23 protein-coding genes are annotated in these 22464 nt (G+C 32.0%); 4 read left to right on the top strand and 19 right to left on the bottom strand.

Annotated features, from left to right (window positions below; genetic code table 11):
* The 4 genes from M663_RS0112080 to M663_RS0112095 all read left to right on the top strand — a co-directional run.
* Positions 1-925, top strand: a 925-nt coding sequence (locus M663_RS0112080) for a pyridoxal phosphate-dependent aminotransferase (RefSeq protein ID WP_029689087.1), incomplete at its 5' end; no start/stop codon positions are given.
* A gap of 13 nt (positions 926-938) precedes the next feature.
* Complete coding sequence (gene purB, locus M663_RS0112085) at positions 939-2360, top strand: adenylosuccinate lyase (protein ID WP_029689088.1); 1422 nt, start codon at positions 939-941, stop codon at positions 2358-2360.
* Between the two features lie 69 nt (positions 2361-2429).
* Positions 2430-3326 carry a stage V sporulation protein K gene (spoVK, locus tag M663_RS0112090; protein WP_029689089.1) on the top strand — a complete coding sequence of 299 codons (897 nt, stop codon included), beginning with the start codon at positions 2430-2432 and terminating at the stop codon, positions 3324-3326.
* A gap of 4 nt (positions 3327-3330) precedes the next feature.
* A complete protein-coding gene (locus M663_RS0112095) occupies positions 3331-4605 on the top strand; it encodes a methionine gamma-lyase family protein (protein ID WP_029689090.1) in 1275 nt (424 codons plus the stop codon).
* Between the two features lie 49 nt (positions 4606-4654).
* Here M663_RS0112095 and M663_RS0112100 read toward each other — a convergent pair whose 3' ends face one another.
* From M663_RS0112100 to M663_RS0112190, 19 genes are all read right to left on the bottom strand, one after another.
* On the bottom strand, positions 4655-5647 hold the full coding sequence (locus M663_RS0112100) for a tyrosine recombinase XerC (RefSeq protein WP_029689091.1): 993 nt from the start codon (positions 5645-5647) through the stop codon (positions 4655-4657).
* Between the two features lie 172 nt (positions 5648-5819).
* Positions 5820-6278, bottom strand: coding sequence for a ribonuclease HI (rnhA, locus tag M663_RS0112105; RefSeq protein WP_014062866.1), 459 nt, complete (start codon positions 6276-6278; stop codon positions 5820-5822).
* A gap of 2 nt (positions 6279-6280) precedes the next feature.
* Complete coding sequence (proC, locus tag M663_RS0112110) at positions 6281-7075, bottom strand: pyrroline-5-carboxylate reductase (RefSeq protein WP_029689092.1); 795 nt, start codon at positions 7073-7075, stop codon at positions 6281-6283.
* A 70-nt stretch (positions 7076-7145) separates the two neighbouring features.
* Positions 7146-7406 (bottom strand): RNA chaperone Hfq, encoded by a 261-nt coding sequence (gene hfq / locus M663_RS0112115; RefSeq protein WP_012995214.1) that lies wholly within the window; start codon positions 7404-7406, stop codon positions 7146-7148.
* A gap of 42 nt (positions 7407-7448) precedes the next feature.
* The gene (gene miaA / locus M663_RS0112120) at positions 7449-8396 is read right to left on the bottom strand and encodes a tRNA (adenosine(37)-N6)-dimethylallyltransferase MiaA (RefSeq protein ID WP_003866788.1); all 948 of its coding nucleotides are present in this window, start codon (positions 8394-8396) and stop codon (positions 7449-7451) included.
* A gap of 15 nt (positions 8397-8411) precedes the next feature.
* The gene (gene mutL, locus M663_RS0112125) at positions 8412-10256 is read right to left on the bottom strand and encodes a DNA mismatch repair endonuclease MutL (RefSeq protein WP_029689093.1); all 1845 of its coding nucleotides are present in this window, start codon (positions 10254-10256) and stop codon (positions 8412-8414) included.
* Positions 10253-12856 carry a DNA mismatch repair protein MutS gene (mutS, locus tag M663_RS0112130; RefSeq protein WP_003866791.1) on the bottom strand — a complete coding sequence of 868 codons (2604 nt, stop codon included), beginning with the start codon at positions 12854-12856 and terminating at the stop codon, positions 10253-10255. Before mutS ends, mutL begins: the two co-directional genes overlap by 4 nt.
* A 63-nt stretch (positions 12857-12919) precedes the next feature.
* Positions 12920-14335: a tRNA (N6-isopentenyl adenosine(37)-C2)-methylthiotransferase MiaB gene (gene miaB, locus M663_RS0112135; protein ID WP_003866792.1), complete on the bottom strand. Its 1416-nt coding sequence runs from the start codon at positions 14333-14335 to the stop codon at positions 12920-12922.
* A 17-nt stretch (positions 14336-14352) separates the two neighbouring features.
* Complete coding sequence (locus M663_RS0112140; protein WP_003866793.1) at positions 14353-15132, bottom strand: protein-glutamate O-methyltransferase CheR; 780 nt, start codon at positions 15130-15132, stop codon at positions 14353-14355.
* An 81-nt stretch (positions 15133-15213) separates the two neighbouring features.
* Positions 15214-15588: an adenosylmethionine decarboxylase gene (gene speD, locus M663_RS0112145; protein WP_003866794.1), complete on the bottom strand. Its 375-nt coding sequence runs from the start codon at positions 15586-15588 to the stop codon at positions 15214-15216.
* Positions 15589-15684: 96 nt separating this feature from the next.
* Positions 15685-16788, bottom strand: a complete 1104-nt coding sequence (locus tag M663_RS0112150) for a S1 RNA-binding domain-containing protein (protein WP_029689094.1) — start codon at positions 16786-16788, stop codon at positions 15685-15687.
* On the bottom strand, positions 16775-17641 hold the full coding sequence (locus M663_RS0112155; protein WP_029689095.1) for a 4-hydroxy-3-methylbut-2-enyl diphosphate reductase: 867 nt from the start codon (positions 17639-17641) through the stop codon (positions 16775-16777). Before M663_RS0112155 ends, M663_RS0112150 begins: the two co-directional genes overlap by 14 nt.
* A 10-nt stretch (positions 17642-17651) precedes the next feature.
* On the bottom strand, positions 17652-18230 hold the full coding sequence (locus M663_RS0112160) for a lysophospholipid acyltransferase family protein (RefSeq protein ID WP_014062857.1): 579 nt from the start codon (positions 18228-18230) through the stop codon (positions 17652-17654).
* A 2-nt stretch (positions 18231-18232) separates the two neighbouring features.
* Positions 18233-18898: a (d)CMP kinase gene (cmk, locus tag M663_RS0112165; RefSeq protein ID WP_019907671.1), complete on the bottom strand. Its 666-nt coding sequence runs from the start codon at positions 18896-18898 to the stop codon at positions 18233-18235.
* A 10-nt stretch (positions 18899-18908) separates the two neighbouring features.
* On the bottom strand, positions 18909-19295 hold the full coding sequence (gene aroH / locus M663_RS0112170; protein ID WP_337954502.1) for a chorismate mutase: 387 nt from the start codon (positions 19293-19295) through the stop codon (positions 18909-18911).
* 30 nt (positions 19296-19325) lie between these two features.
* Positions 19326-19787 carry a hypothetical protein gene (locus M663_RS0112175; protein WP_003870670.1) on the bottom strand — a complete coding sequence of 154 codons (462 nt, stop codon included), beginning with the start codon at positions 19785-19787 and terminating at the stop codon, positions 19326-19328.
* Between the two features lie 70 nt (positions 19788-19857).
* Complete coding sequence (locus M663_RS0112180; protein ID WP_029689097.1) at positions 19858-21078, bottom strand: NAD(P)/FAD-dependent oxidoreductase; 1221 nt, start codon at positions 21076-21078, stop codon at positions 19858-19860.
* A complete protein-coding gene (locus M663_RS0112185) occupies positions 21075-21704 on the bottom strand; it encodes a histidine phosphatase family protein (RefSeq protein ID WP_004396284.1) in 630 nt (209 codons plus the stop codon). The genes M663_RS0112180 and M663_RS0112185 overlap by 4 nt, the downstream gene beginning before the upstream one ends.
* A gap of 18 nt (positions 21705-21722) precedes the next feature.
* On the bottom strand, positions 21723-22430 hold the full coding sequence (locus M663_RS0112190; RefSeq protein WP_009052369.1) for a hypothetical protein: 708 nt from the start codon (positions 22428-22430) through the stop codon (positions 21723-21725).
* Positions 22431-22464 lie beyond the last annotated feature (34 nt).

Consider the following 22464-nt stretch of genomic DNA (forward strand, 5'->3'; position numbering starts at 1 on the left):
TCAACCAGACCAAATTGTCATATCAAACGGCGCTAAACACTCTATATATAACGTTCTTTGTGCAATTTTAAATCCTGGCGACGAAGTTATAATTCCTGTACCTTATTGGTTAAGCTATCCTGAGATGGTAAGGCTGGCATATGGAAAGCCTGTCTTTGTAAAAACAAAAGTAGAAAATGACTTTAAAATTACAGCCGAAGAATTAAAAAATGCTATTACCTCTAAGACAAAAGCTTTAATTTTAAATACCCCCAACAATCCAACTGGCTCAGTGTATACTAAAGAAGAGTTAGAAGAACTTGCAAAAATTATTGGAGAAGCAAATATTTTTGTCATTTCAGATGAAATATACGAAAAATTAATTTACGAAGGCAGTCACATCAGTATCGCCTCTTTAAATGAAAAAATTAAAGAACTGACAATTTTGGTAAACGGTATGTCTAAAGCTTATGCTATGACAGGATGGAGAATTGGATATACTGCTTCTTCTTTAGAAATTGCAAAGGTTATGTCAAACATTCAAAGTCACACCACCTCAAATCCCAATTCAATTGCTCAATATGCCAGTATAGCCGCTTTATCAGGAGATGAAACTGTTATTAAAAGAATGGCAGAAGAATTCAATAAAAGAAGAATTTATATGGTAGAAAGGATAAATAAAATAAAGGGATTGAAATCAAATAAACCTCAAGGGGCTTTCTATGTAATGGTAAATATAGACGAATACATTGGAAAAGAAATAAAAGGAAAAATTATTAGAGGTTCCATAGATTTTGCAAATGCTTTAATTGAAGGAGCAAATGTAGCAGTTGTTCCTGCTTTGCCCTTCGGAATGGACAATTACATTAGGATTTCTTATGCTACTTCCATTGAAAATATTGAAAAAGGCTTAAATAGAATCGAAGAATTTTTAAATAAAGCATAATGAGGAGGTAAATATGCGAGATACTTATCAGAATCCGTTAATAACAAGATATGCTAGCAAAGAAATGGCCCAAATCTTCTCTGACGACGAAAAATTTAAAACTTGGCGAAGATTATGGGTAGCTTTGGCAAAAAGCGAAAAAGAATTAGGGCTCAATATTACAGATGAGCAGATTAAAGAAATGGAAGAAAATATAGACAACATAAACTATGAAGATGCGGAAAAATTCGAAAGAGAATTTCGACATGATGTTATGGCTCACATACATGCCTATGGTCTTTTGTGCCCCAAAGCAAAACCTATAATCCATTTAGGAGCTACCTCTGCTTTTGTAGATGACAATACTGATATAATTCTTATGGATAGAGCTCTTGAACTAATTGAAAAGAAACTTCTCAAAGTAATAAAAATTTTATCCGAATTTGCACTAACTTATAAGGATTTACCCACTTTAGGTTATACTCACTTTCAACCAGCTCAACTTACTACAGTTGGTAAAAGAGCATGCCTTTGGATACAAGATTTAATTCTCGATTTACAAGATTTAAGATATAGAAGAGAAAACATAATGTTAAGAGGAGTAAAAGGCACCACTGGTACACAAGCAAGTTTTATGGAACTTTTTGGTGGTGATGAAGAAAAAGTAAAAGAGCTAGACAGATTAGTAATAGAAAAAATGGGATATAAAAAGTCCTTCCCTGTGACAGGACAAACTTATACGAGAAAATATGACTTTATGCTTTTGTCTGTTTTAAGCGGTATTGCTCAAAGTGCTCACAAATTCAGCAACGACCTAAGGCTTTTGCAACATTTAAGAGAAATTGAAGAGCCCTTTGAAGAAAAACAAATAGGCTCCTCTGCAATGGCTTATAAAAGAAATCCTATGAGAAGCGAGAGAATGGCAGCTTTAAGTAGGTATGTTATTGTCACACTTTTAAATGCATCTATTACTTCTTCTGCTCAATGGTTTGAAAGAACTTTAGATGATTCAGCTAACAGGCGAATTGTAATACCCGAAATGTTCCTTGCCACAGATGCTATATTAAATCTTTATATAAACATTGCGTCTGGTTTAAAAGTAAACAAAAAAGTAATTGAAAAAAATGTGATGAAGGAATTGCCTTTTATGGCTACAGAAAAGATTTTAATGGAAGCAGTACTTAAAGGTGGGGACAGACAAGAGTTACATGAAGCTATAAGAGTATACTCCTTAAAAGCGGCAGAAGAAGTTAAAAATGGAGAAGAAAATAGGTTGCTTGATTATATACAAAATGACCAAAGATTTAAACTTTCCCAAGAAGAAATTAAAGAATTAGTTAACCCTATAAAATTTACCGGAAGAGCTGTAAGCCAGACTGAAGAATACATTAAGGAAATTGTAAACCCTATTTTAGCAGATTTTAAAGAAGATGTAGAAGCAAAAGTAGAAGTGTAAAATTTGTTCACTTTCCACATCCCAATATCATAGAATAACAATAAAAATGGTATTGGGATGTGGTGGTAGATGGGAATATGGCCAGTTTTCTTTGAAGGATATAAAATAGAAAAAAAGTCAGAAGATAAACCTAAAGAAGTCACAACAACTGTAAATGATAAAAAATTACAAGAAGAAGCTTTAAAAGAGCTAAATTCTTTGATAGGCCTTAATAAAGTGAAAGAAATTATACAAGAAATTTACGCTTTCTCGCAACTGCAAATAAAGCGTAAAAAGGAAGGATTAGCCACTGAACCTATAGTATTACATATGATATTTAAAGGTAATCCAGGAACAGGCAAAACTACTGTAGCAAGGATATTAGGAAAACTTTTAAAAAGTATAGGAGTTTTAGAAAAAGGCCATGTTGTTGAAGTAGAGAGAGCTGATCTAGTAGGAGAATACATAGGACATACTGCTCACAGAGTCCGTGAAAATGTAAAAAAAGCTTTGGGAGGAATTTTGTTTGTAGATGAAGCTTATTCTTTGGCAAGGGGTGGAGAAAAAGACTTTGGCAAAGAAGCTATTGATACTCTTGTCAAAGAAATGGAAGACAATAGGAATAAATTTATACTTATATTAGCAGGTTACAGACACGAAATGGAATATTTTTTAAATACTAATCCCGGACTTCGCTCCAGGTTTCCAATCCAGATAGATTTTCCTGATTATACTTTAGATGAACTTCTTCAGATTGCGGAAGTCATGGTAAAAAACAGGCAATATAAGCTTACGGAAAGTGCAAAGAGAAAATTAATGAAAATATTGATTCGTGACGACAATTCAAGAGAAATAGGAAACGCGCGCCTTGTAAGGAATATCATAGAAAGAGCAATTAGAAAACAGGCTGTAAGAGTTTTAAACAAAATAAATATAACCAAAGAAGATTTAATAACAATAGACAGTATAGACATTAGAGAGGACTGAGAAAATGGACACAAAAAAATTTTTGCAGAACAATTTCCATATAAACTCAAAAATAATCGAAGTTATAGAAAAAGCAGAAAAAGATTGTTACCCTGTATTTAGAAAGATTGATAAGACTGTAGAGTACAATCAGTATAAGGTCATATATCATTTCCAAAAGAACAAATTAAGCGATATCCATTTTAATGGTACAACTGGCTATGGATATGGTGACATCGGGCGAGAGACAATCGAAAAAATATATGCAGGAATATTTGCCGCAGAAGACGCTTTAGTAAGACCTCAAATCGTATCTGGAACTCATGCTATAGCATTATGCCTATTTGGCAATTTAAAACCAAATGAAGAGCTAATTTCGGCTTGTGGGAGGCCTTATGATACGTTAGAAGAAATAATAGGGATAAAAGGGGAGGGTAGGGGAAGTTTAAAAGAATACGGAGTTATATATAAAGAAATTCCCCTCCTTAATGATGGAAAAATAGATATAGAAAGTGTAAAAAAAACAATAACCTCAAAAACTAAAATGGTGATGATTCAACGATCAAAAGGGTATGACTATAGGAAGTCTTTGAAAATAGAAGATATAGAAAAGACAATTGGTGAAATTAAAAAGGTAAAAGAAGATGTAATTATATTTGTAGATAATTGCTATGGAGAATTTACTGAGATAAAAGAACCAACAGAAGTAGGAGCCGACATTATAGCAGGTTCTCTTATAAAAAACATAGGTGGAGGAATTGCCCCTACAGGTGGATATGTAGTAGGAAAAAAGAAATTAGTTGAAAACGCTTCTTATAGGCTATATGCCCCTGGCATAGGAAAAGAGATAGGTCCTTCTTTAGATTTAAATAAATTGATTTTACAAGGGTTATTTTTTGCACCTCAAGTGGTAGGACAAGCTTTAAAAGGAGCTGTTCTTTTAGCGAAAATTATGTCAGACTTAGGCTATGAAGTTACTCCAAAATATGACGAAGAAAGAACTGACATAGTTCAAGCTATCAAATTTAAAACTGCTGAAGAGTTGATATCTTTTATCCAGGGAATACAAATGGGATCCCCAGTAGACTCTCATGTAATTCCTGAGCCATGGGACATGCCAGGATATCAGGATAAAGTCATAATGGCAGCAGGAGGATTTATACAAGGATCTTCTATAGAGTTAAGTGCAGATGCACCTATAAGAGAACCTTATATCGCATACGTGCAAGGTGGTCTTACTTATCCTCAAGTAAAATTGGCAATAGCTATTGCTTTAAATAATATTTACAAAGAAGAATAAGCTACGAAATAAAATTCAAGAGGAAAATCTTTCCTCTTGAATTTTATTTTCAATCTTCCTTTTGTGATAAAGGGTTTTTATTTACAGCTTCTTTTAATTGCGAATCATCTACATGGGTATAAATTTGCGTCGTAGACACGTTAGAATGCCCTAGGAGCTTTTGTAAAGTCCTTATATCTACATTACCATATCTGTACATCAAAGTCGCGGCTGTATGGCGCAATTTATGGGCAGAATATTTTTTTCCTTCTAAATTAGCACTTTTTAAATGTTTTTTTACGGTATATTGTACAGTTTTAACACTTATGCGTTTAAGCCTTTTGCTCAAAAACAAAGCCTTTTTATCTTTGACTCCTTCTTTAGGTCTTACCTTCAAATATGTATTTATTGCATTAATACAGGCATCATTTAAATAAACTGTTCTTTGTTTGTTTCCTTTTCCTATAACAGTTAGTTTATCATCTTTTATGTCGTCTAGATTTATATTCACCAGTTCAGAAACTCTGAGCCCACAGTTTAAAAACAAAGTGATAATAGCGTAATCTCTTTCTTTAAAAGGCCCATCTATAGAATTTAAAAGCTTCTTGCTTTCATCGAGGGTGAGGTAAATAGGCTGTCTTACAGAAAGTTTTGGGGACTCTAATTCTTGAGTAGGATTTTTGCTTAGCACCTTAGCTTTTTTATAAAGATAATTATAAAAAGACCTTAAACTTGCTACTTTTCGAGCACGAGCAGGGGGAGTATTAGACCTTTCGTTAGCTACAAAGTTAAGGTAGGCGTATAAGTCGTTTAAATCAACAGATTCTATCAAATCAACATCTACATCAGAAATATCTATTTCATCAAATTCTACATTAGGACTAATTTTTCCGCGTCTTTGCTTTAAAAAGCGCAAAAACAAAACTAAATCATAAGCATAAGCTTTTACAGTATTATAAGAACGGGCTTTTACCGTCGAAAAGTAGTTTAAAAATTCTCCAAGAAGAGGGGGATATTTAATAGAACCATTATTGGAAGTATTATTAGAAATTTCATTAGACATTCTCAAAACTCCTTTCTACAATTCTAATTATACGAAATAGTTATTTCGTATAATTACTTGTATATATGATACCATAAATATAATACTTAAATCAAGCTATTTAGATACTTCGTTTAAAATTATTAAAAAGCTCAAGGAACTTTACTAAAAGATTCCTTGAGCTTAAAAACTCTTATAACTTTTTAGTGTTTCTTTTTATTTGCTCTGTAGCCAGTCTATCACATAAATTGTTGTATTCACTATCTGCATGACCTTTTACTTTAATCCAATTGATTTGATGTCTTTTTGAAACCTCTAAAAGCTCTTTCCATAACTCTTGATTTTCTACTGGAGTTTTATCTGATTTTAGCCAATTGTTTTTCTGCCACTTTTCAAGCCAGCCTTCTTTAAAGGCATTTATTACATAACTACTGTCACTATATAAATTAACTTTACAAGGCCTTTTTAAGGCTTTCAAAGCTTCTATTACTGCTTTTAATTCCATTCTATTGTTTGTAGTATTTTCTTCAAATCCTGATATTTCTTTTTTTGTTCCTTTATACAGTAAAACTGCTGCCCAGCCACCTGGACCAGGATTACCACTACAAGCTCCATCTGTGTATATTTCAACAACATCGATATTATTTGACATTTCTACTTCAATCCTTTTGTTTTTTGATATGCTGCAGCCACTGCTTCAATTACCGCACTTCTCATTGCATTTTTTTCCAAAATCCTTATACCTTCAATAGTTGTACCACCTGGAGATGTTACCATGTCTTTTAATTGACCAGGATGAAAACCTGTTTTTAATACCATGTTACCTGCACCAGATACAGCTTTTGAAGCTAATTTATACGCAACATCTCTTGGTAATCCCAATAGTACACCACCATCTGCTAATGCTTCAATAAACATGTACACAAATGCTGGACTACAACTAGAGACAGCCATTGCAGCATCAATCAACTTTTCTTCTACTTCTACAATTTCCCCACAGGTTTTAAAAATCTTCTCCACAATTTCTTTATCCTCTTGTTGTATCTCTTGCGAGTAACTTATAACAGTAACACCTTCTCCTATTAAAGCAGGAGTATTAGGTATTGTTCTTATTATTTTTCCTGTTTTTAAAATATCTTTGACATGACTTATAGTTATACCCGGAGCTATAGTAATTATTATTTTTTTATCAGTTACTTTTACTTTTATTTCTTCTAATACAGCATCGTAAATATTAGGTTTTACTGCTAAAATGATAATATCTGACTTTTCAGTTAAGTCAATATTGTCTTTTGCAACAATAACACCAAATTCTTTTTCTAACCCCGCTGTTTTTTCTTTCACTGGATCATAAAGAATTAAATCTTCAGCGTCTATAAAATCTGCCTTTAATATGCCCTTTATAAGAGCAAGTCCCATATTGCCGACTCCTATAAAACCAATCTTCATCTTGAAAAACTCCCCTACTTTGTTATTTCAAAAAAACAGTATTAGTTACCCTAATACTGTTTTTTTGTTTTTACTCTTCTTTCTTCTCATCCTTATCAGAACCAGAGAAGATTACAGGCTTTTGGGGTGTAATTGTCGAAATAGCATGTTTGTAGATAAGAAGTTGCTGTTTGTTCTCTGACTCCAACACCACTGTAAAATTATCAAATCCTTTCACTAAACCCTTTAATTGAAATCCGTTGATTAAGTAGACAGTTACTGGTACATGCTCTTTCCTCACTTGATTTAAAAAGATATCCTGTAAATTAATAGCTGCTTTTGAACTTGCCATCTTTATCCCCCTTCTTTAATATGTATCATTAGTTATATTCTATCAAAAATTTAATTTTCCTGCTAAATATTTAATAATATTTTTCTTGAGTTCTTCATAATTTTTATAGTCATCTACAAAAAACCATTTGATAAAGTCATAACCCTTAAACCAGGTGATCTGTCTTTTTGCATACCTCCTTGTCCCTTTTTTAATTTTTTCAATAGCTTCTTCTAAAGAAATCTCTCCTTTTAAATATTCGACAATTTCTTTATATCCTAAAGCCTGCATAGCAGTACTGTCTTTATTATACCCGATTTTTAGCAAGTTTACCACTTCTTCAACCAAATTATTTTTTATCATTTCATCCACTCTTTGATTAATTCTATCGTATAAAATTTGTCTGTCTCTGAAATTAAGCCCTATCATTATAGGCTGATACTCTGGATTTAAACGCATACCACTCATTTTTTGATAGTAAGAAATAGGTTTCCCTGTAAATTCATAAACTTCTAAAGCTCTGATGATTCTTCTAATATCATTTGGATGTATTTTTTTTGCCGCCTCTGGGTCCACACTTTTTAATTTTTCATAAAGATATTGACTGCCATAAGTATTTGCTAATTCTTTCATTTTCTCTCTAAATTCTTTGCTTCCTTCAAAATCAGAAAAGTGCATGATGTAAATTATTGAATTGATATATAAACCAGTTCCCCCTACAATTATAGGAAGTTTCCCTCTTTTGTAAATATCCTTTATAATCTCTTTCGCTCTTTTTTCATATTCTGCTACACTAAACTCTTGATCTGGCTCTACAATATCTATCAAATAATGAGGGATGCCTTGCATTTCTTCCTTTGTAATTTTTGCTGTACCAACATCCATGTACTTATAAACTTGCATAGAGTCAGCAGAAATGATTTCTCCATTAAATTCTTTTGCCACGTCTACTGCTAATTTAGACTTGCCAGAGGCTGTGGGCCCAACAATAAGCACAATTTGTATAGCCATCCCATCACCCTTATATTACATAATTCTTTTAAACATCTTTTCTAACTGAGTTTTTGTTATAGCGATTATAACAGGTCTTCCGTGAGGACAAGTATAAGGATTTTCTGTAATTTTTAAGTCATCAAAAAGTTTATTAATTTCTTTTTCAGATAAATTATCCATAGCTTTTACTGCAGCTTTACAAGCCATCATTATAATATTTTCTTCTTTTAAGGATATTTTATTGACAAGTTCCTTATCTTTAAGTTTTTCCACTATATCTATAAATAACTGCCTTGCTTCTGGCTGTCCTAAAATTACAGGCACTTCTCTTAATATTATAGAATTGTTCCCAAATTCCTCAAATACATAACCTAATTTATTTAAAAGCTCTTTTTCTTGATGAACAAGTTCTAAGTCTCTTGGTTGTAATTCTACTACAATAGGAAATGTTACCTGCCTTGTTTGAATTTTTTCATATTGGGAAGTAAATTTTTCATATAAAATCCTTTCGTGGGCAGCATGTTGGTCAATTATATAGAATACATCTTCCTTTTCTACGATTATATAAGTAGAAAATAATGTGCCCACTATTCTTATATCACTTATTTTTTTAGCAAGGTCATTTTTATTTACTTCTTCTTTTTCATGTTCATATTCCTCATAAACAGCCAAATGGTTATCTAAACTACTATTTTTACTATTTTCTTTTAATACATTATCTTTTAAAAAAACATTCTTACCTTTAAATTCATTATCAAATTTCTTTTTTTCCTTTTCTACTTCTTTATCAGAAGAAGTCAAGTATAATTTCGTCTGCTCAGCTGAAATAGTTGGAGTTTCAATTTCAAAGATATTTTTCTTTTCTTCAATTTTTACTTCTGGTATCAAGTTGTATTTATGAAGGCTATCCTTTATAGTTTTATAAACAGCTTCAAAAATTCTTCTTTCATCTGAAAATTTTATCTCTAATTTTGAAGGATGTATATTCACATCAATCTGCCTTGGGTCTATTTCCATGTACAAAAAAACAGCAGGATATCGGTTCACAGGTATATAAGTCTTAAAAGCTTCATCTACAGCGGCCGAGAGGGTTTTATTTTTTACGTATCTTCCATTTACATAGAAAAATTGCATATTCCTATTTGAATAATTTAAAGAATTTTTACCTGCTAAAATCTTTAATTTCAAATCTTCACTTTCAAAAGAAGCTGACATAAGAGAAGAGTAGACTTCATTTCCAAAAAGCCTCAAAATTACATCTTCTATATTTCCATTACCTGATGTTATAAACTGTAGTTTCCTGTCTTTTACATATTTAAAAGAAACTTCAGGATGGGAAAGGCACAATTTAGTTACAACATCAGTTATATACATACTCTCTGTTGAAGGACGTTTCAAAAACTTCCTTCGTGCCGGCGTATTAAAAAACACATCTCTTACTTCAATACTACATCCTTTTGCACAACCACAAGTAGTTTTTTCTACTACCTTCCCACCTTCCACAACAACTTTAGTACCAAATAAAGCTCCTTCTTCTTTAGTCTGTAAAGTTACATGGGAAACTGCCGCAATACTAGCTAAGGCCTCTCCCCTAAAACCTAATGTCCCTATACTATAAAGGTCATTGTCAGATTTTATCTTGCTGGTGGCGTGCCTTTCAAAAGCTAAAATAGCGTCTATTTCATTCATTCCACAACCGTCGTCAGATACCTTTATATAAGGAATGCCACCTTCTAAAATTTCCACTGTAATATTTTTGCTTCCAGCGTCAATAGAATTTTCAATTAATTCTTTCACTATAGAGGCAGGTCTTTCAACAACTTCTCCTGCAGAAATTTTATTTATTGTCTTTTCATCTAAAAGATGAATTTTATTCATAATACTCCGCTCCTCAAGGAGATTGCCTTCTCCTTTAATTCATATAAATAATTTAGAGCTTGAATAGGAGTCATGTTGTCCACATCGCAATTGGCTATATCATCAATTAGCGAATCCTTTGCCGTAGAAAAAATATCTATTTGAGTAAAGGCAAGTTGCTGTGATGCATTTTCTAATTCGGACTTTATGGCCTTATCATTTTCCAAACTGTTCAATATCTCTTTTGCTCTTTCAACAATGCTATAAGGTAGTCCTGCTAATTTTGAAACTTGTATTCCATAGCTTTTATCAGCGCCACCAGGTACTATTTTCCGTAAAAATATTATGTCATCTTCTCTTTCTTCTACTGAAACATTATAATTCCTTACTCCCTTCATCTTGCCTTCAAGTTTTGTCAATTCATGATAGTGAGTAGCGAACAAAGTTTTAGCCTTTATCTTTTCATGAATATATTCAATAACTGCATGAGCTATACTCATACCATCATAAGTGCTTGTACCTCTCCCTACCTCATCTAGTATTATCAAACTTTTACTAGTGGCAGATTTTAATATATTTGCCACTTCAGACATTTCCACCATAAAGGTACTCTGTCCTGCAAAGATGTCATCGGATGCTCCTACTCTTGTAAAGATTTTATCTACAATCCCAATTTTAGCGTAAGAAGCAGGGACAAAAGAGCCTATCTGCGCCATCAGTACAATTAAAGCAACCTGTCTCATGTAAGTAGATTTACCAGCCATATTAGGCCCCGTTATTATCATGATAGGATTTTCAGAACCAATATCTATATCATTTGCTACAAAAGATTCATCAGAAATAGTCTCTATTACTGGATGTCTCCCTTCCTTGATGACTATTCTGTCACTATAATCTACTATCGGTTTTATATATCTATTTGTTTCCGCAACTTCTGCAAAGGAAATGAGTACATCTATTATGGCTATATATTTTGCTGTATTTTGTATTCTTACAATTTGTAGTTCTACTTTTTCTCTTATTTCGTTAAAAAGCTGATATTCAAGCTCAATTAATTTTTCTTCTGCTCCTAATATAGTCTCTTCTATTTCTTTAAGCTCAGGTGTCACATACCTTTCTGCATTTGCCAAAGTTTGTTTTCGTATGAATCTTTCAGGAACCTGTGGTATATTAGATTTTGTAACTTCAATATAATAGCCAAAAACTTTGTTGTAGCCTATTCTCAAGTTCTTAATGCCTGTTTTTTCTCTTTCTTCAGCCTCAAGATTTGCGATCCAATTTTTACCTTCTGTTGAAGCCTTTCTTAGCTTATCCACTGTTTCATTATACCCGTCTTTTATGATATTTCCTTCTTTTAATTGAGTAGAAGGGTCATCTTTTATCGACTTATCTATTAATTCGTATATATCTTGTAAAATATCAAATTTCTCGCATATCTCTTTCAAAAGCCTTGAATTGAACTTTTCTAATATTTCTTTGATGTAAGGCAAATTTTGAAGAGATAGCTTTATGGAAATAAAATCTTTTGGATTAATACTCTGGTAGACAATTTTGCTGGCCAATCTTTCTAAATCGTATATTTTGTTTAAAAGTTGTTTTAAATCTTGGCGATTTTTATAATCATTAAAAAGTTCTTCTACTGCTTGCAACCGAGCATCAATATGCTCTTTATTAAGCAAAGGCTCTTCTAGCCATTTTTTTAAAAGCCTTCCTCCCATAGGAGTTACAGTTTTATCTAAAACTCCTAATAAAGAACCTTTTTTTGACTTGTTTTTATTAGACTCTAATATTTCTAAATTTTTTATTGCATTGCTGTCTAATCCCATATAGGAGTTATCTTCATATATAAGCAATTTGTTTATATGCTTTAAAGCAGTTTTTTGTAATTCTTGTAAATAGCTAAAAAGAGCCGCTAACGAATTAGCCATATAAGGCTTATCTTTTATACCTAATTCTTCGGATTTTTTATTAAATTGAGTTTCTATTAATTTAATTTTTTCTTCATAGTCAAGCTGCTTTTCATAGATATTTATAGCACAGTTATTATTCTTGAAAATTTTTATGTATTTATTATTTTTTAAAAAATCTTCATTAGCGATTATTTCTGAAGGAGCATACTTTGTTATTTCATCATAAACTCTTTTAGTGTCTTTACAATTTTTAAGTTCTGTAGCGTATAAATCTCCCGTTGTTACATCAACAGCACAAATTCCATAATTGTCCCTTCCTTTAAAAACAGACACAAGGTAGTTATTTGTTTTTTCATCCATTGATTCAGGATTTATTATTGTCCCCGGAGTATATATTCTTACTACATCTCTTTTTACCAAACCTTTTGCTTTTGCAGGGTCTTCTAATTGTTCACAAATAGCAACTTTATATCCTTTCTTTATTAACTTGTCTATATAAAAGTCTGCTGCATGGTAAGGAACACCAGCCATTGGGGCTCTTTCTTCCGTTCCGGCGTCTCTCCCTGTCAAAGCTATTTCAAGCTCTTTAGCAGCAATTTCCGCATCTTCGTAAAACATCTCATAAAAATCTCCTAGGCGGAAAAAGAGTATTGCATCTTTATATTTTTCTTTTATTTTAAGGTATTGTTCCATCATTGGAGTGACGGCCATTTTCTTGCACCTCCGACTCCTCTTTATTATATCATAAAAATTAGCGCCCATATAGGCGCACTTTTATCTTATAACTTCTACTAATTCTCCCTGCATTGTCCAAGCCTTTGTTTCAGTTATTTTAACATTAGCAAGTTTGCCGATAAGGCTTTCATCTCCCACAAAGTGGACTACTTTATTGGTTCGAGTTCGAGAGGTCAATTTATTACTATCTCTTTTACTAATTCCTTCTATCAATACTTCCACAATTTTTCCTCTCAATTCTGCACTTTTTTCTAAGCTGATTTTGTTTTGCAACTCTATAAGTCTTTCTAAACGCTCATGTTTTACAGCATCATCTACTTGGTCTGGCATATTTGCCGCAACAGTGCCTGCTCTTTTAGAGTAAATAAAAGTATAAGCGGCATCAAATCGCACTCTTTCTACTAAATCCAACGTCTCCAAAAAATCTTCTTCTGTTTCACCTGGAAAACCTACGATTATATCTGTTGTTATCGCAATATCTGGAATGTTACTTCTTACTTTATCAATAATTTCTAAATAGTGTTCTTTGGTGTATTTTCTATTCATCTTTTTTAAAATTTTGTTGCTACCAGCTTGTACAGGTAAATGCAAATGTTCACAAACTTTATCTAAATCCCTCATGGCATATATTAATTCATCGGAAATATCTTTAGGATGAGAAGTCATAAACCTTATTCTCTCAATTCCTTCAATATCATTTAGCTTATAAAGTAGTTTTGCAAAAGTTATATCTTCATCAAGGTCTTTTCCGTAAGAATTTACATTTTGTCCCAATAAAGTGATTTCCTTATACCCTTTTTGGGCTAATTCTTTTACTTCTGCTATTATATCTTCTGGCTTTCTGCTCTTTTCTCTGCCTCTTGTATATGGCACTATGCAATAGGTGCAAAAATTATTGCAACCATAAATAATATTAACCCATGCCTTTAAATTGCTGTCCCTTTTGACAGGTAACTCTTCAATTACATTTTTTGTATCTTCTATAATATCTATAACTATATCTTGAGAGTTCAAAGCCTCCCATAAAAGCTGTGGAAATTTATATATATTATGAGTGCCAAAAACAATGTCTATATAGGAATATTTTTCTTTAATAGCTTCTACTACATTTTTTTCTTGCATCATACAGCCAGATACACCAATAATTAAATTAGGATTTCTAGCCTTCAATTCTTTCATTTGTGATACTCTTCCCAATACTCTTATTTCAGCATGTTCTCTTACAGCACAAGTGTTAAAAAGTAAAACATCAGCTTGTTCCAGATTTTCAGTATATTTATATCCCATCTTTTCTAACATACCTGCTAGTTTTTCTGAATCATGGACATTCATTTGGCAGCCGTAAGTTTCAATGTGATAATAAAGGTTTTTACCCTTATTTTCTTCTGCAATTTCTTTCATTATTTTTTCTTGTTTTTTTAATTCTTCTTCAGTCACATAAATATTGGTAGGCATTATTATTAACACCTCTTTTATCCCTGTGGAATAATTTTTTTATAGAAAAAAGTTTTAATTGGTTCAAAATTGTATCTATATGGCAATATTATTTGCTCTGTGCTACCCACAAAAAATATACCGTTATCATTTAAAGACTCATAAAATTTTTTATATATTTTATCTTTAGCTGTATCATTAAAATATATTAACACATTTCTACAAATTAATAAATCTATATTTTTAGGATATTCATCATTTAACAAGTCATGCTTTTCAAATTGTACACTTTTTCTAATATCTTCACTTATCTGATAACTTTTGTCATCAATTTTTCTAAAGAATTTTTTTAAATATTCTTGAGGTACTTTTTTAACAGTCTCAGCCGAATATATACCTTTTTTAGCTTTTTCTAATACTCTTCCATCTATGTCTGTAGCAATAATTGTCACATCTTTTAAATCTATAAACTTTGTTAAAAGCATGGCTACAGAATAAGGTTCTTCCCCAGTAGAACAAGCTGCACTCCACACTCTAAAACCTTTTTTTATAATGTTAGGTAAAAGGTCTTTCTCTAAGATTTCCCACTGTGAAGGGTTCCTAAAAAATTCTGTTACATTAATAGTAATATAATTTAGAAACTCTTCATATAATGTTTTATTGACAGTAAGTTCATTAAAATATTCCTCATAAGAGCTAAATTTGTGACTAGAGATTAAAGATTCTAATCTTCTTTTCATCTGCTTTTCTTTGTATGAAGACAAATCTATTCCAGTTAATTTATGTATTTTTTTAACAAAGTCCTCATAACCTACCATAAATATGTTCACCCCTAATTATAGAAAAAAGTGGCTTTAAAAGCCACAAAGGAATCAAAACCTTCATACTATGGAATTTAATCAGTAGTTAACCACCTTCACTGGTTTTTCAAATACTCCACGTTTCACCTCTGTTGCAGTCATGTTTTGTGCTCTTAACATTTTCGCTATATAGTTACAGGCATCCCACGGATTGACATCATCACCACAAGTAAATACGTCAACCGCGGCATAACCCAGTTCTGGCCAAGTATGGATAGTTATATGAGATTCTGATATGACCACTACTCCGCTTACGCCCTGGGGATTAAATTTATGGAAAGCTACTTCCCGTATCTCTGCGCCTGTCACTATTGCAGACTGAACCATTATGTCTTCGATTAATTCCAAGTTGTCTAAAATATTGCTATCGCACCCATAAATTTCTGCCAAAATGTGGCGACCCAAAGCATTCATTTTGTATCGTGCCTCCTTTACTAAAATAATGTATACATTCAATGATTTTAATTTTATCAGATTTTTTTCTTTTGTCAAGGTTTTTTACATGACAGTTTAAAAATTTTTATTAAATATTTCTCCCAAAGTAATTCTAAGCTCTTGATGCTCTATTTCTACAATATCTTTTTCTTCAAGAGGCACTTCTTTAAGATTTATTTTTTTATCTTGTTGATTTATGTTCAATATTTCTACTCCTATAATATCATTTATTTTGTATGTTTTGATACTATTTTCTAAATTATTTTTATGAACTAATCCTTCTATCCCTGGTTCTAACTGCACAAATACCCCAAAAGGCGTAATGTTAGTGATAGTTCCCTTTAGCACCTCTCCTTCGTGATATTTCGTTTCTACATTTTTCCACGGATCTGGCAACACTTTTCTCAGGCTCAAAGTAATTTTTTCATTTTTTTCATCCACCTTTAATATATAAATCGACACTTTATCTCCCATTCCCAATACTTCTCGCGGATTTTTAATTCTTTCCCAGCTAATTTCACTTAGAGGGATAAAACCATCAAAACCTCCTATGTCTACAAAAGCCCCCTTATCTATTATGTTTTTTACTCTCCCTTCTACTATGTCTCCCTCTTTCAAATTAGATAAAAGCGCTTTTTTAACTTTTTCCCTTTCTAATTTTAGTACTTCTTTTTGTGATCCAACAATTTTCTTGCCAGGAATATACTCAATTATTCGAAGCCGCAAAGTTTTACCTAAATATTCATTTAATTTGTCGACATAATGTAATTCCAGTTGAGAAGCAGGAATAAAAACCTTAGCTCCTAATGAGTAGGCAATCACTCCGCCTTTTACAACCTCAATAACTTCTCCTTCAATTATCTCTTCATTTTTATAGGCTTTTTCAATTTTTTCTCTGCTCAGTTTATCATCAGCCATAACTTTAGAGGCTAATACGTTTCCTTCATCATTTTCCACACTTATTATATATAAATCTAACTCATCCTCAACATTGAAGGTCTTTTTTACATCAAAATTAGGATTTAAAGAAAGTTCATTTTTAGGCACAAAAGCATCTGATTTATAGCCAATATTTGCAATAATCCCCTCATCAGAAACTTTTATCACTTTTCCCTTGACAATGTCTCCAGGTCGCAACGTCTTAAAAGTATAACCTTCTAAAAAATCACTCATCCCCATCTTCCCCTTTTAAAAATCTAATTTTCTCTATCACGTCTTCTATCACATAATCGGGGGTTGAAGCTCCTGCTGTTACTCCTATAATCTCATGGTCTTTTACCATCTCAAGAGTCAATTCCTCTGCATCTTCTATATGAAAAGTGTTTTTACAATTTTTTTCACATATCTTTTTTAGTTTTTGAGTATTAGAACTATGTTTCCCCCCAATTACAAACATTACATCTACCTTTTTTGAAAGCTCATCAGCAGCATCTTGTCTTTTTTGTGTAGCATCGCATATAGTATTAAAAAAAATAAGGTCTTTAACTTTTAGCTTTATTACTTCTAAAATATCTTTCCAATGCTTTTCAATGAGAGTAGTTTGAGCAACTGCACATGCCTTTTCTAATTGAGGTAGTTTATGAGCTTCTTCAATTGAATTTACCACATAAGCAGTGTCATCACACCATCCGTTTACTCCTATTACTTCTGGATGATTTCTATCTCCTACAATGATAATAGAGTAGCCCTTGTGGTAGTACTCATAAACTATATTTTGGACCTTTTTTACAAATGGGCAGGTAACATCTATGACTTCAACTCCTTTTTTAGCGAGAAAGTCGTATAATTTTTTAGACACCCCATGACTTCGGATAATTAATTTATCGCCCTCAGTCAATTTATCCAGCTCTTCTTCTTCAATAACATTAACCCCTTTTTTCGATAAGTCCGATATAACTTGTGGATTATGAATAATTTCACCTAAAGTATATATTTTCTTTCCATCACCTTTTTCAATTTCCTGATATGCAGTTTCAATAGCTCTTTTTACTCCAAAGCAAAAACCTGCATACTCAGCAATCAATATTTTCATTCTTTACCTCCTACAGCAATTTTGCAATTTCTTGCATTATTTCCTCTCCAATAGCAGAAAGTCTCTCAGAGGAAAGTTTAGAATTTGCATATTTTTCAAAAGTTATTGGTTTACCGATATTTATAATAATCTTAGAAAAAAGGCGATATTTCCCTTTAATTCCTATAGGTACTACAGGAGCATTCCCTTTAATTGCTAATAAGGCAACCCCTGGTTCAGCCTTTTGAAGTTTTCCGGTTTTACTTCTTGTACCTTCAGGGAAAATTCCAATTGCTCTTCCTTTTTTTAAGTAAGTTAAAGCAGTTTTAATAGCTGATAAATCAGCAGTACCTCTTTTAACGGGAAAAGCTCCTAAGCCTGTCCCTAAAAGAAGCTTTAAAAAAGGATTTTTAAAAAGCTCTTCTTTTGCCATAAAGTATATTCGCCTGTTTAAAAGTGCTCCTATGACAGGAGGATCTAGAAGACTTATATGGTTAGGGCATATGATTACTGGGCCTTTTTTAGGAATATTTTCAAGTCCTCTTACTTCTATTCTAAACATCACTTTTATAATTACTAATACTATAATTTTAGCAATATAATAAAACATACTTAAATTTCCCCTTTTAATCCTTCCTTTATAATATTGTACAGTTTTTCTAAAACTTCCTCTTCTGAAAGATATGTAGTATCAATGACAATAGAATCTTCAGCAATTTTTAGAGGAGATGTATCTCTCTGTGAATCTATGGTGTCACGATTTTCTATTTCTTTTAACACCTCGTAATAACTTACATTTACATTTTTAGTTTTAAGTTCTCTATAACGCCGTTTTGCCCTTTCTTCTAAAGAAGCAGTTAAAAAAAATTTAAACTGTGCATCAGGCAGCACAACTGTTCCTATGTCTCTTCCATCCATTACTACATTTTTGCCTTCAGCAATTTTCCTTTGTTTTTGCACTAAAATTTCTCTCACTTTAGGTATTTTAGATACCAAAGATACTTTTTCAGAAACCTCCGGTTTTCTTATTTCTTCAGAAATGTCTTTTCCATCTAAAAAAATTTTTTCTCCTTCTAAGATGATATCAGCACTTTGCACAATATCAGCTATTTTGTTTTCTTCAATAAGATTTACCCCCTGTTGTATGGCCTTATATGTAATGGCTCTATACATAGCACCTGTATCGATATAGGTATAATTTAAAAGTTTAGCTATTTTTTTTGCAACAGTGCTCTTGCCAGCTCCCGCCGGCCCATCTATTGCTATTTTTACAGTCAATACTATCACCTCAAACTAAGTCTGGACGCAGTTTTTTTGCTTCTTTTAAATAAACGTGTTTAACCTCTTTATCTTCACTTAAATTTGTAAAAATCGCAACTCTTATGCAATGGCTGAGACTGCCTTTTACCTCCATTTCTTGTAGGCACATCATAGGTATTGAGGTCATACCCATATTCCTAACTGCTTCGGCAGGGTAAACCGCATCTAAATCACAAGTTGCACTAAAAAAAATAGAAATTATGTTTTTCTCTTCTAATTCATTTGCTTTAATAATTTCTTCAATGAGAATAGTTGTATCCTTTAAAATATCTTCTTTTGTATTTTTGGAAGTTATAGCACCTCTTATGACTTTTATAGGGCATTCTCCTCTCCTATCATCTTTTGTCTTTTTTATATTATAGCATAATTACCCTTTACAAATAAATCATTTCAGCCTAATCATACATATTTTTTGTATATTCTTATCTACTTTAACTACAGTGGTATTTTGCGGCTCAATTACATTTTCACTAATTGCTACTACTTTAAAATGAAGAGGTTCCTTTTCTCTGGTGCCATCTATTTCCAAAATTTGATTGGGCCTTACTGTAATAGTAATAGACTTGGTAGAAAAATTTGCAACTGGCTCTCCGTCTAGCAATACAAAGGAATTTAATGCTTTATCCTTTTCTACAACCTCAATTGTCACTTTACCTTCTTGCGAAAGATTAGAATTTAAATTAATCCCCTCTAATCTTTGTGTAGAACTTAAAAAAACTTTTATATCGTCATTTGTCATCAAAAGTTGAGTTATAGCTATACTTAAAAGCCCTAACATTATCAATACTACAAGAATACTTTCACTGTCAATATATCTGTATTTTTTCCTTTTGACTCTTTTTCCCATATTTATCCTCCTTTTCTTATTATATCTTATGCAAAATAAATAAAAAAATGCGGTTTCCCGCATTTCACATTCACGCATTGATTCCTGCCACATATCCCGTAGAAAAGGCAATTTGCAAGTTGAATCCACCGGTAAATCCATCCACATCTATAATTTCACCTGCAAAAAATAAGCCTTTTATTATTTTAGACTCCATTGTAGAGGGATTTATTTCTTTTATACTTACTCCACCACCTGTAACAATAGCTTCTCTTATAGGCCTTAGGCCTTTTACCTTAAAAGTAAGATTTTTTAAGCTATTGACCAATTTTTTTCTTTCATTTTTGGTTATTTCCCTAACTTTTTTATCAGGGTCTATATTCGCCCTTTTTATAACATATAGGATTAATGAATGAGGCAATAAATCTTCCAAGGCATTTTTCAGATTTTTATTTTGGTACTTATTAAAATCTCTTAATACTCTTTCCTCCAGCTTTTCAATATTAAGTCCCGGCTTTAAGTCAACTTTTATTACTACTTCTCCCTTACCTAAGTAATCATGTAAAAACCTGCTTAAGGTGAGTATTGCAGGGCCTGACAACCCAAAATGGGTAAAAAGCATTTCTCCAAACTCTTCTCTTATTAATTTCTCTCCAAAAAAAGCAGAAACTTTGACATTTTTAAGAGTGAGTCCCATCAATTCTCTTACATTTTCATATGTAACAATCGGCACTAAGGAAGGAAATGGCTCTATAATTGTGTGCCCCAATTTCTTAGCAATTTCATACCCATCACCAGTAGAGCCAGTCGTAGGATATGACACTCCTCCTGTTGCTAATATTACACTATCGCAGTTTAAAACACTCTCATCAACACTTATGCCCTTTACGTGTTTATTTTCCACTATCACATCACTTACTCTGCAGTTATAATTTATCTTTACTCCATATTTTTTAAGCATATTCACAAAAAAATCTCTCACTTCTATTGATTTATCTGAAACCGGAAAAACCCTTAAACCTCTTTCTATTTTAGTTTTAAGCCCATTTTTATTTAAAAACTCTATTAAATCCTTATTAGAAAACTTGCTAAAAGCGCTATATAAAAATTTACTATTTCCTGGAATATTCTCGAAAAATTCTTCTTTGTCAGCAAAATTCGTAATATTACACCTTCCATTACCTGTAACTAATAATTTTTTACCTAAAATGTTATTTCTCTCAAATATACTTACTTCTTTTCCCATCATAGCTGCTGATAAAGCTGCCATCATTCCTGCTGGGCCGCCGCCTACTACAAATACTTTTTTCATATTATTTTTTCATCTCTCCTTAAATGACAAGTATCGTTAAATAGCACCAGAACAGTTTTACCATCTTCCTTAACATCTACTATATTAAGAGAAGTATTATCAAGTCTAAATCTAGGATAAAAACTTAAGTCAATTCCTAAAAGCCCCAAAATCAGTGCTTTTATAGAAGTCCCATGAGAAACAATCAATATATTTTTTCCTTTATTCTCTTCAACTATCTTCAAAGTATTTTTTACCATTCTCTTTTGAACTTCTTCTAAAGTTTCTCCTTTTTCTATATTAGCTTTAACAGGATTTGTTTTCCATAATGTATATATTTCTTTATACAATTCATTAATTTCTTCCGATGTAAGCCCTTCCCATATACCAAAGGACATTTCTCTAAACTCAGGAATTTTCTGAACTTCTAATCCCAACTCTTTTGCAATTATTTGTGCAGTTACATAAGCTCTTTTTAAATCACTTGAATATATACAATCTATTTTCTCATTTTTTAATCGACTTGCCAGTAGTTCAGCCTGTTTTAAACCTGTAGGTGTCAAATCAATATCCTGCACACCTTGCATTTTATTGTGTAAATTCCACTCTGATTGCCCGTGACGTGCTATATATAGTCGTGTAGTCATACAATTCCTCCTTAAGTTTTATGCGAAATTAAGGTAAAAGATTTGATCTGCGTAAGAAAGCTTTGACACCTCCCACTTTCTCTCTTTTATTGCAATTTTCTTAAAAGGCAAGCCTAACTCATTTATAAATTTTTCAAATCTTTCATCCAGCCAAGGAGGTGTCCAAGTACCCGACCTACAAATGTGTATAACCCCTATCAAATTCTCTTTTGGTAATTCTTCTACCGATTTATAATACTGTATGTTGTAAAGGTTGTTAAAATCCTCAAAATCTAAAGGCTTTTCAAAGGTGTAAGGACTATATACAATTTTGGCTCTTTTTACTATATTTTCTTTTAAAAGCTTACCTAGCCAATTAGCGCAATTTAATTCAAAATCCAGTGAAGGTAGTCCACCATATCCTAAATCAGAATGGGCATCAAAAGAAACTACTTCAGAACACTCAAAATTTTTTGCCAAATAATAGGCAACTTTATGGGATTCAGAGACAAAAATTTTAATGTTTTTATCAAACTTAAACTGTGTCTTTATTTTATCCCAGAAGCCTTTTATGACTTTACCTACTTTTATAGTCTTTTCCAAATCTTCTCCCTCTAATTTCCCTTTTATATATCTTTTATACCACAGTTGAGTCAAATTTTTATCATTTTCTATATAAGAGAAAAACCACTCTTTTTTAGAAGGTATAAAATAATCCCAATCTACAGTTAGAAGACTCCTTACCATAAAGAAGCCTCCTCTAATAAGCTTTTTATAATAT

It is taken from the genome of Thermoanaerobacter sp. A7A, assembly GCF_000445185.1.
Taxonomy (GTDB): Bacteria; Bacillota; Thermoanaerobacteria; order Thermoanaerobacterales; family Thermoanaerobacteraceae; genus Thermoanaerobacter.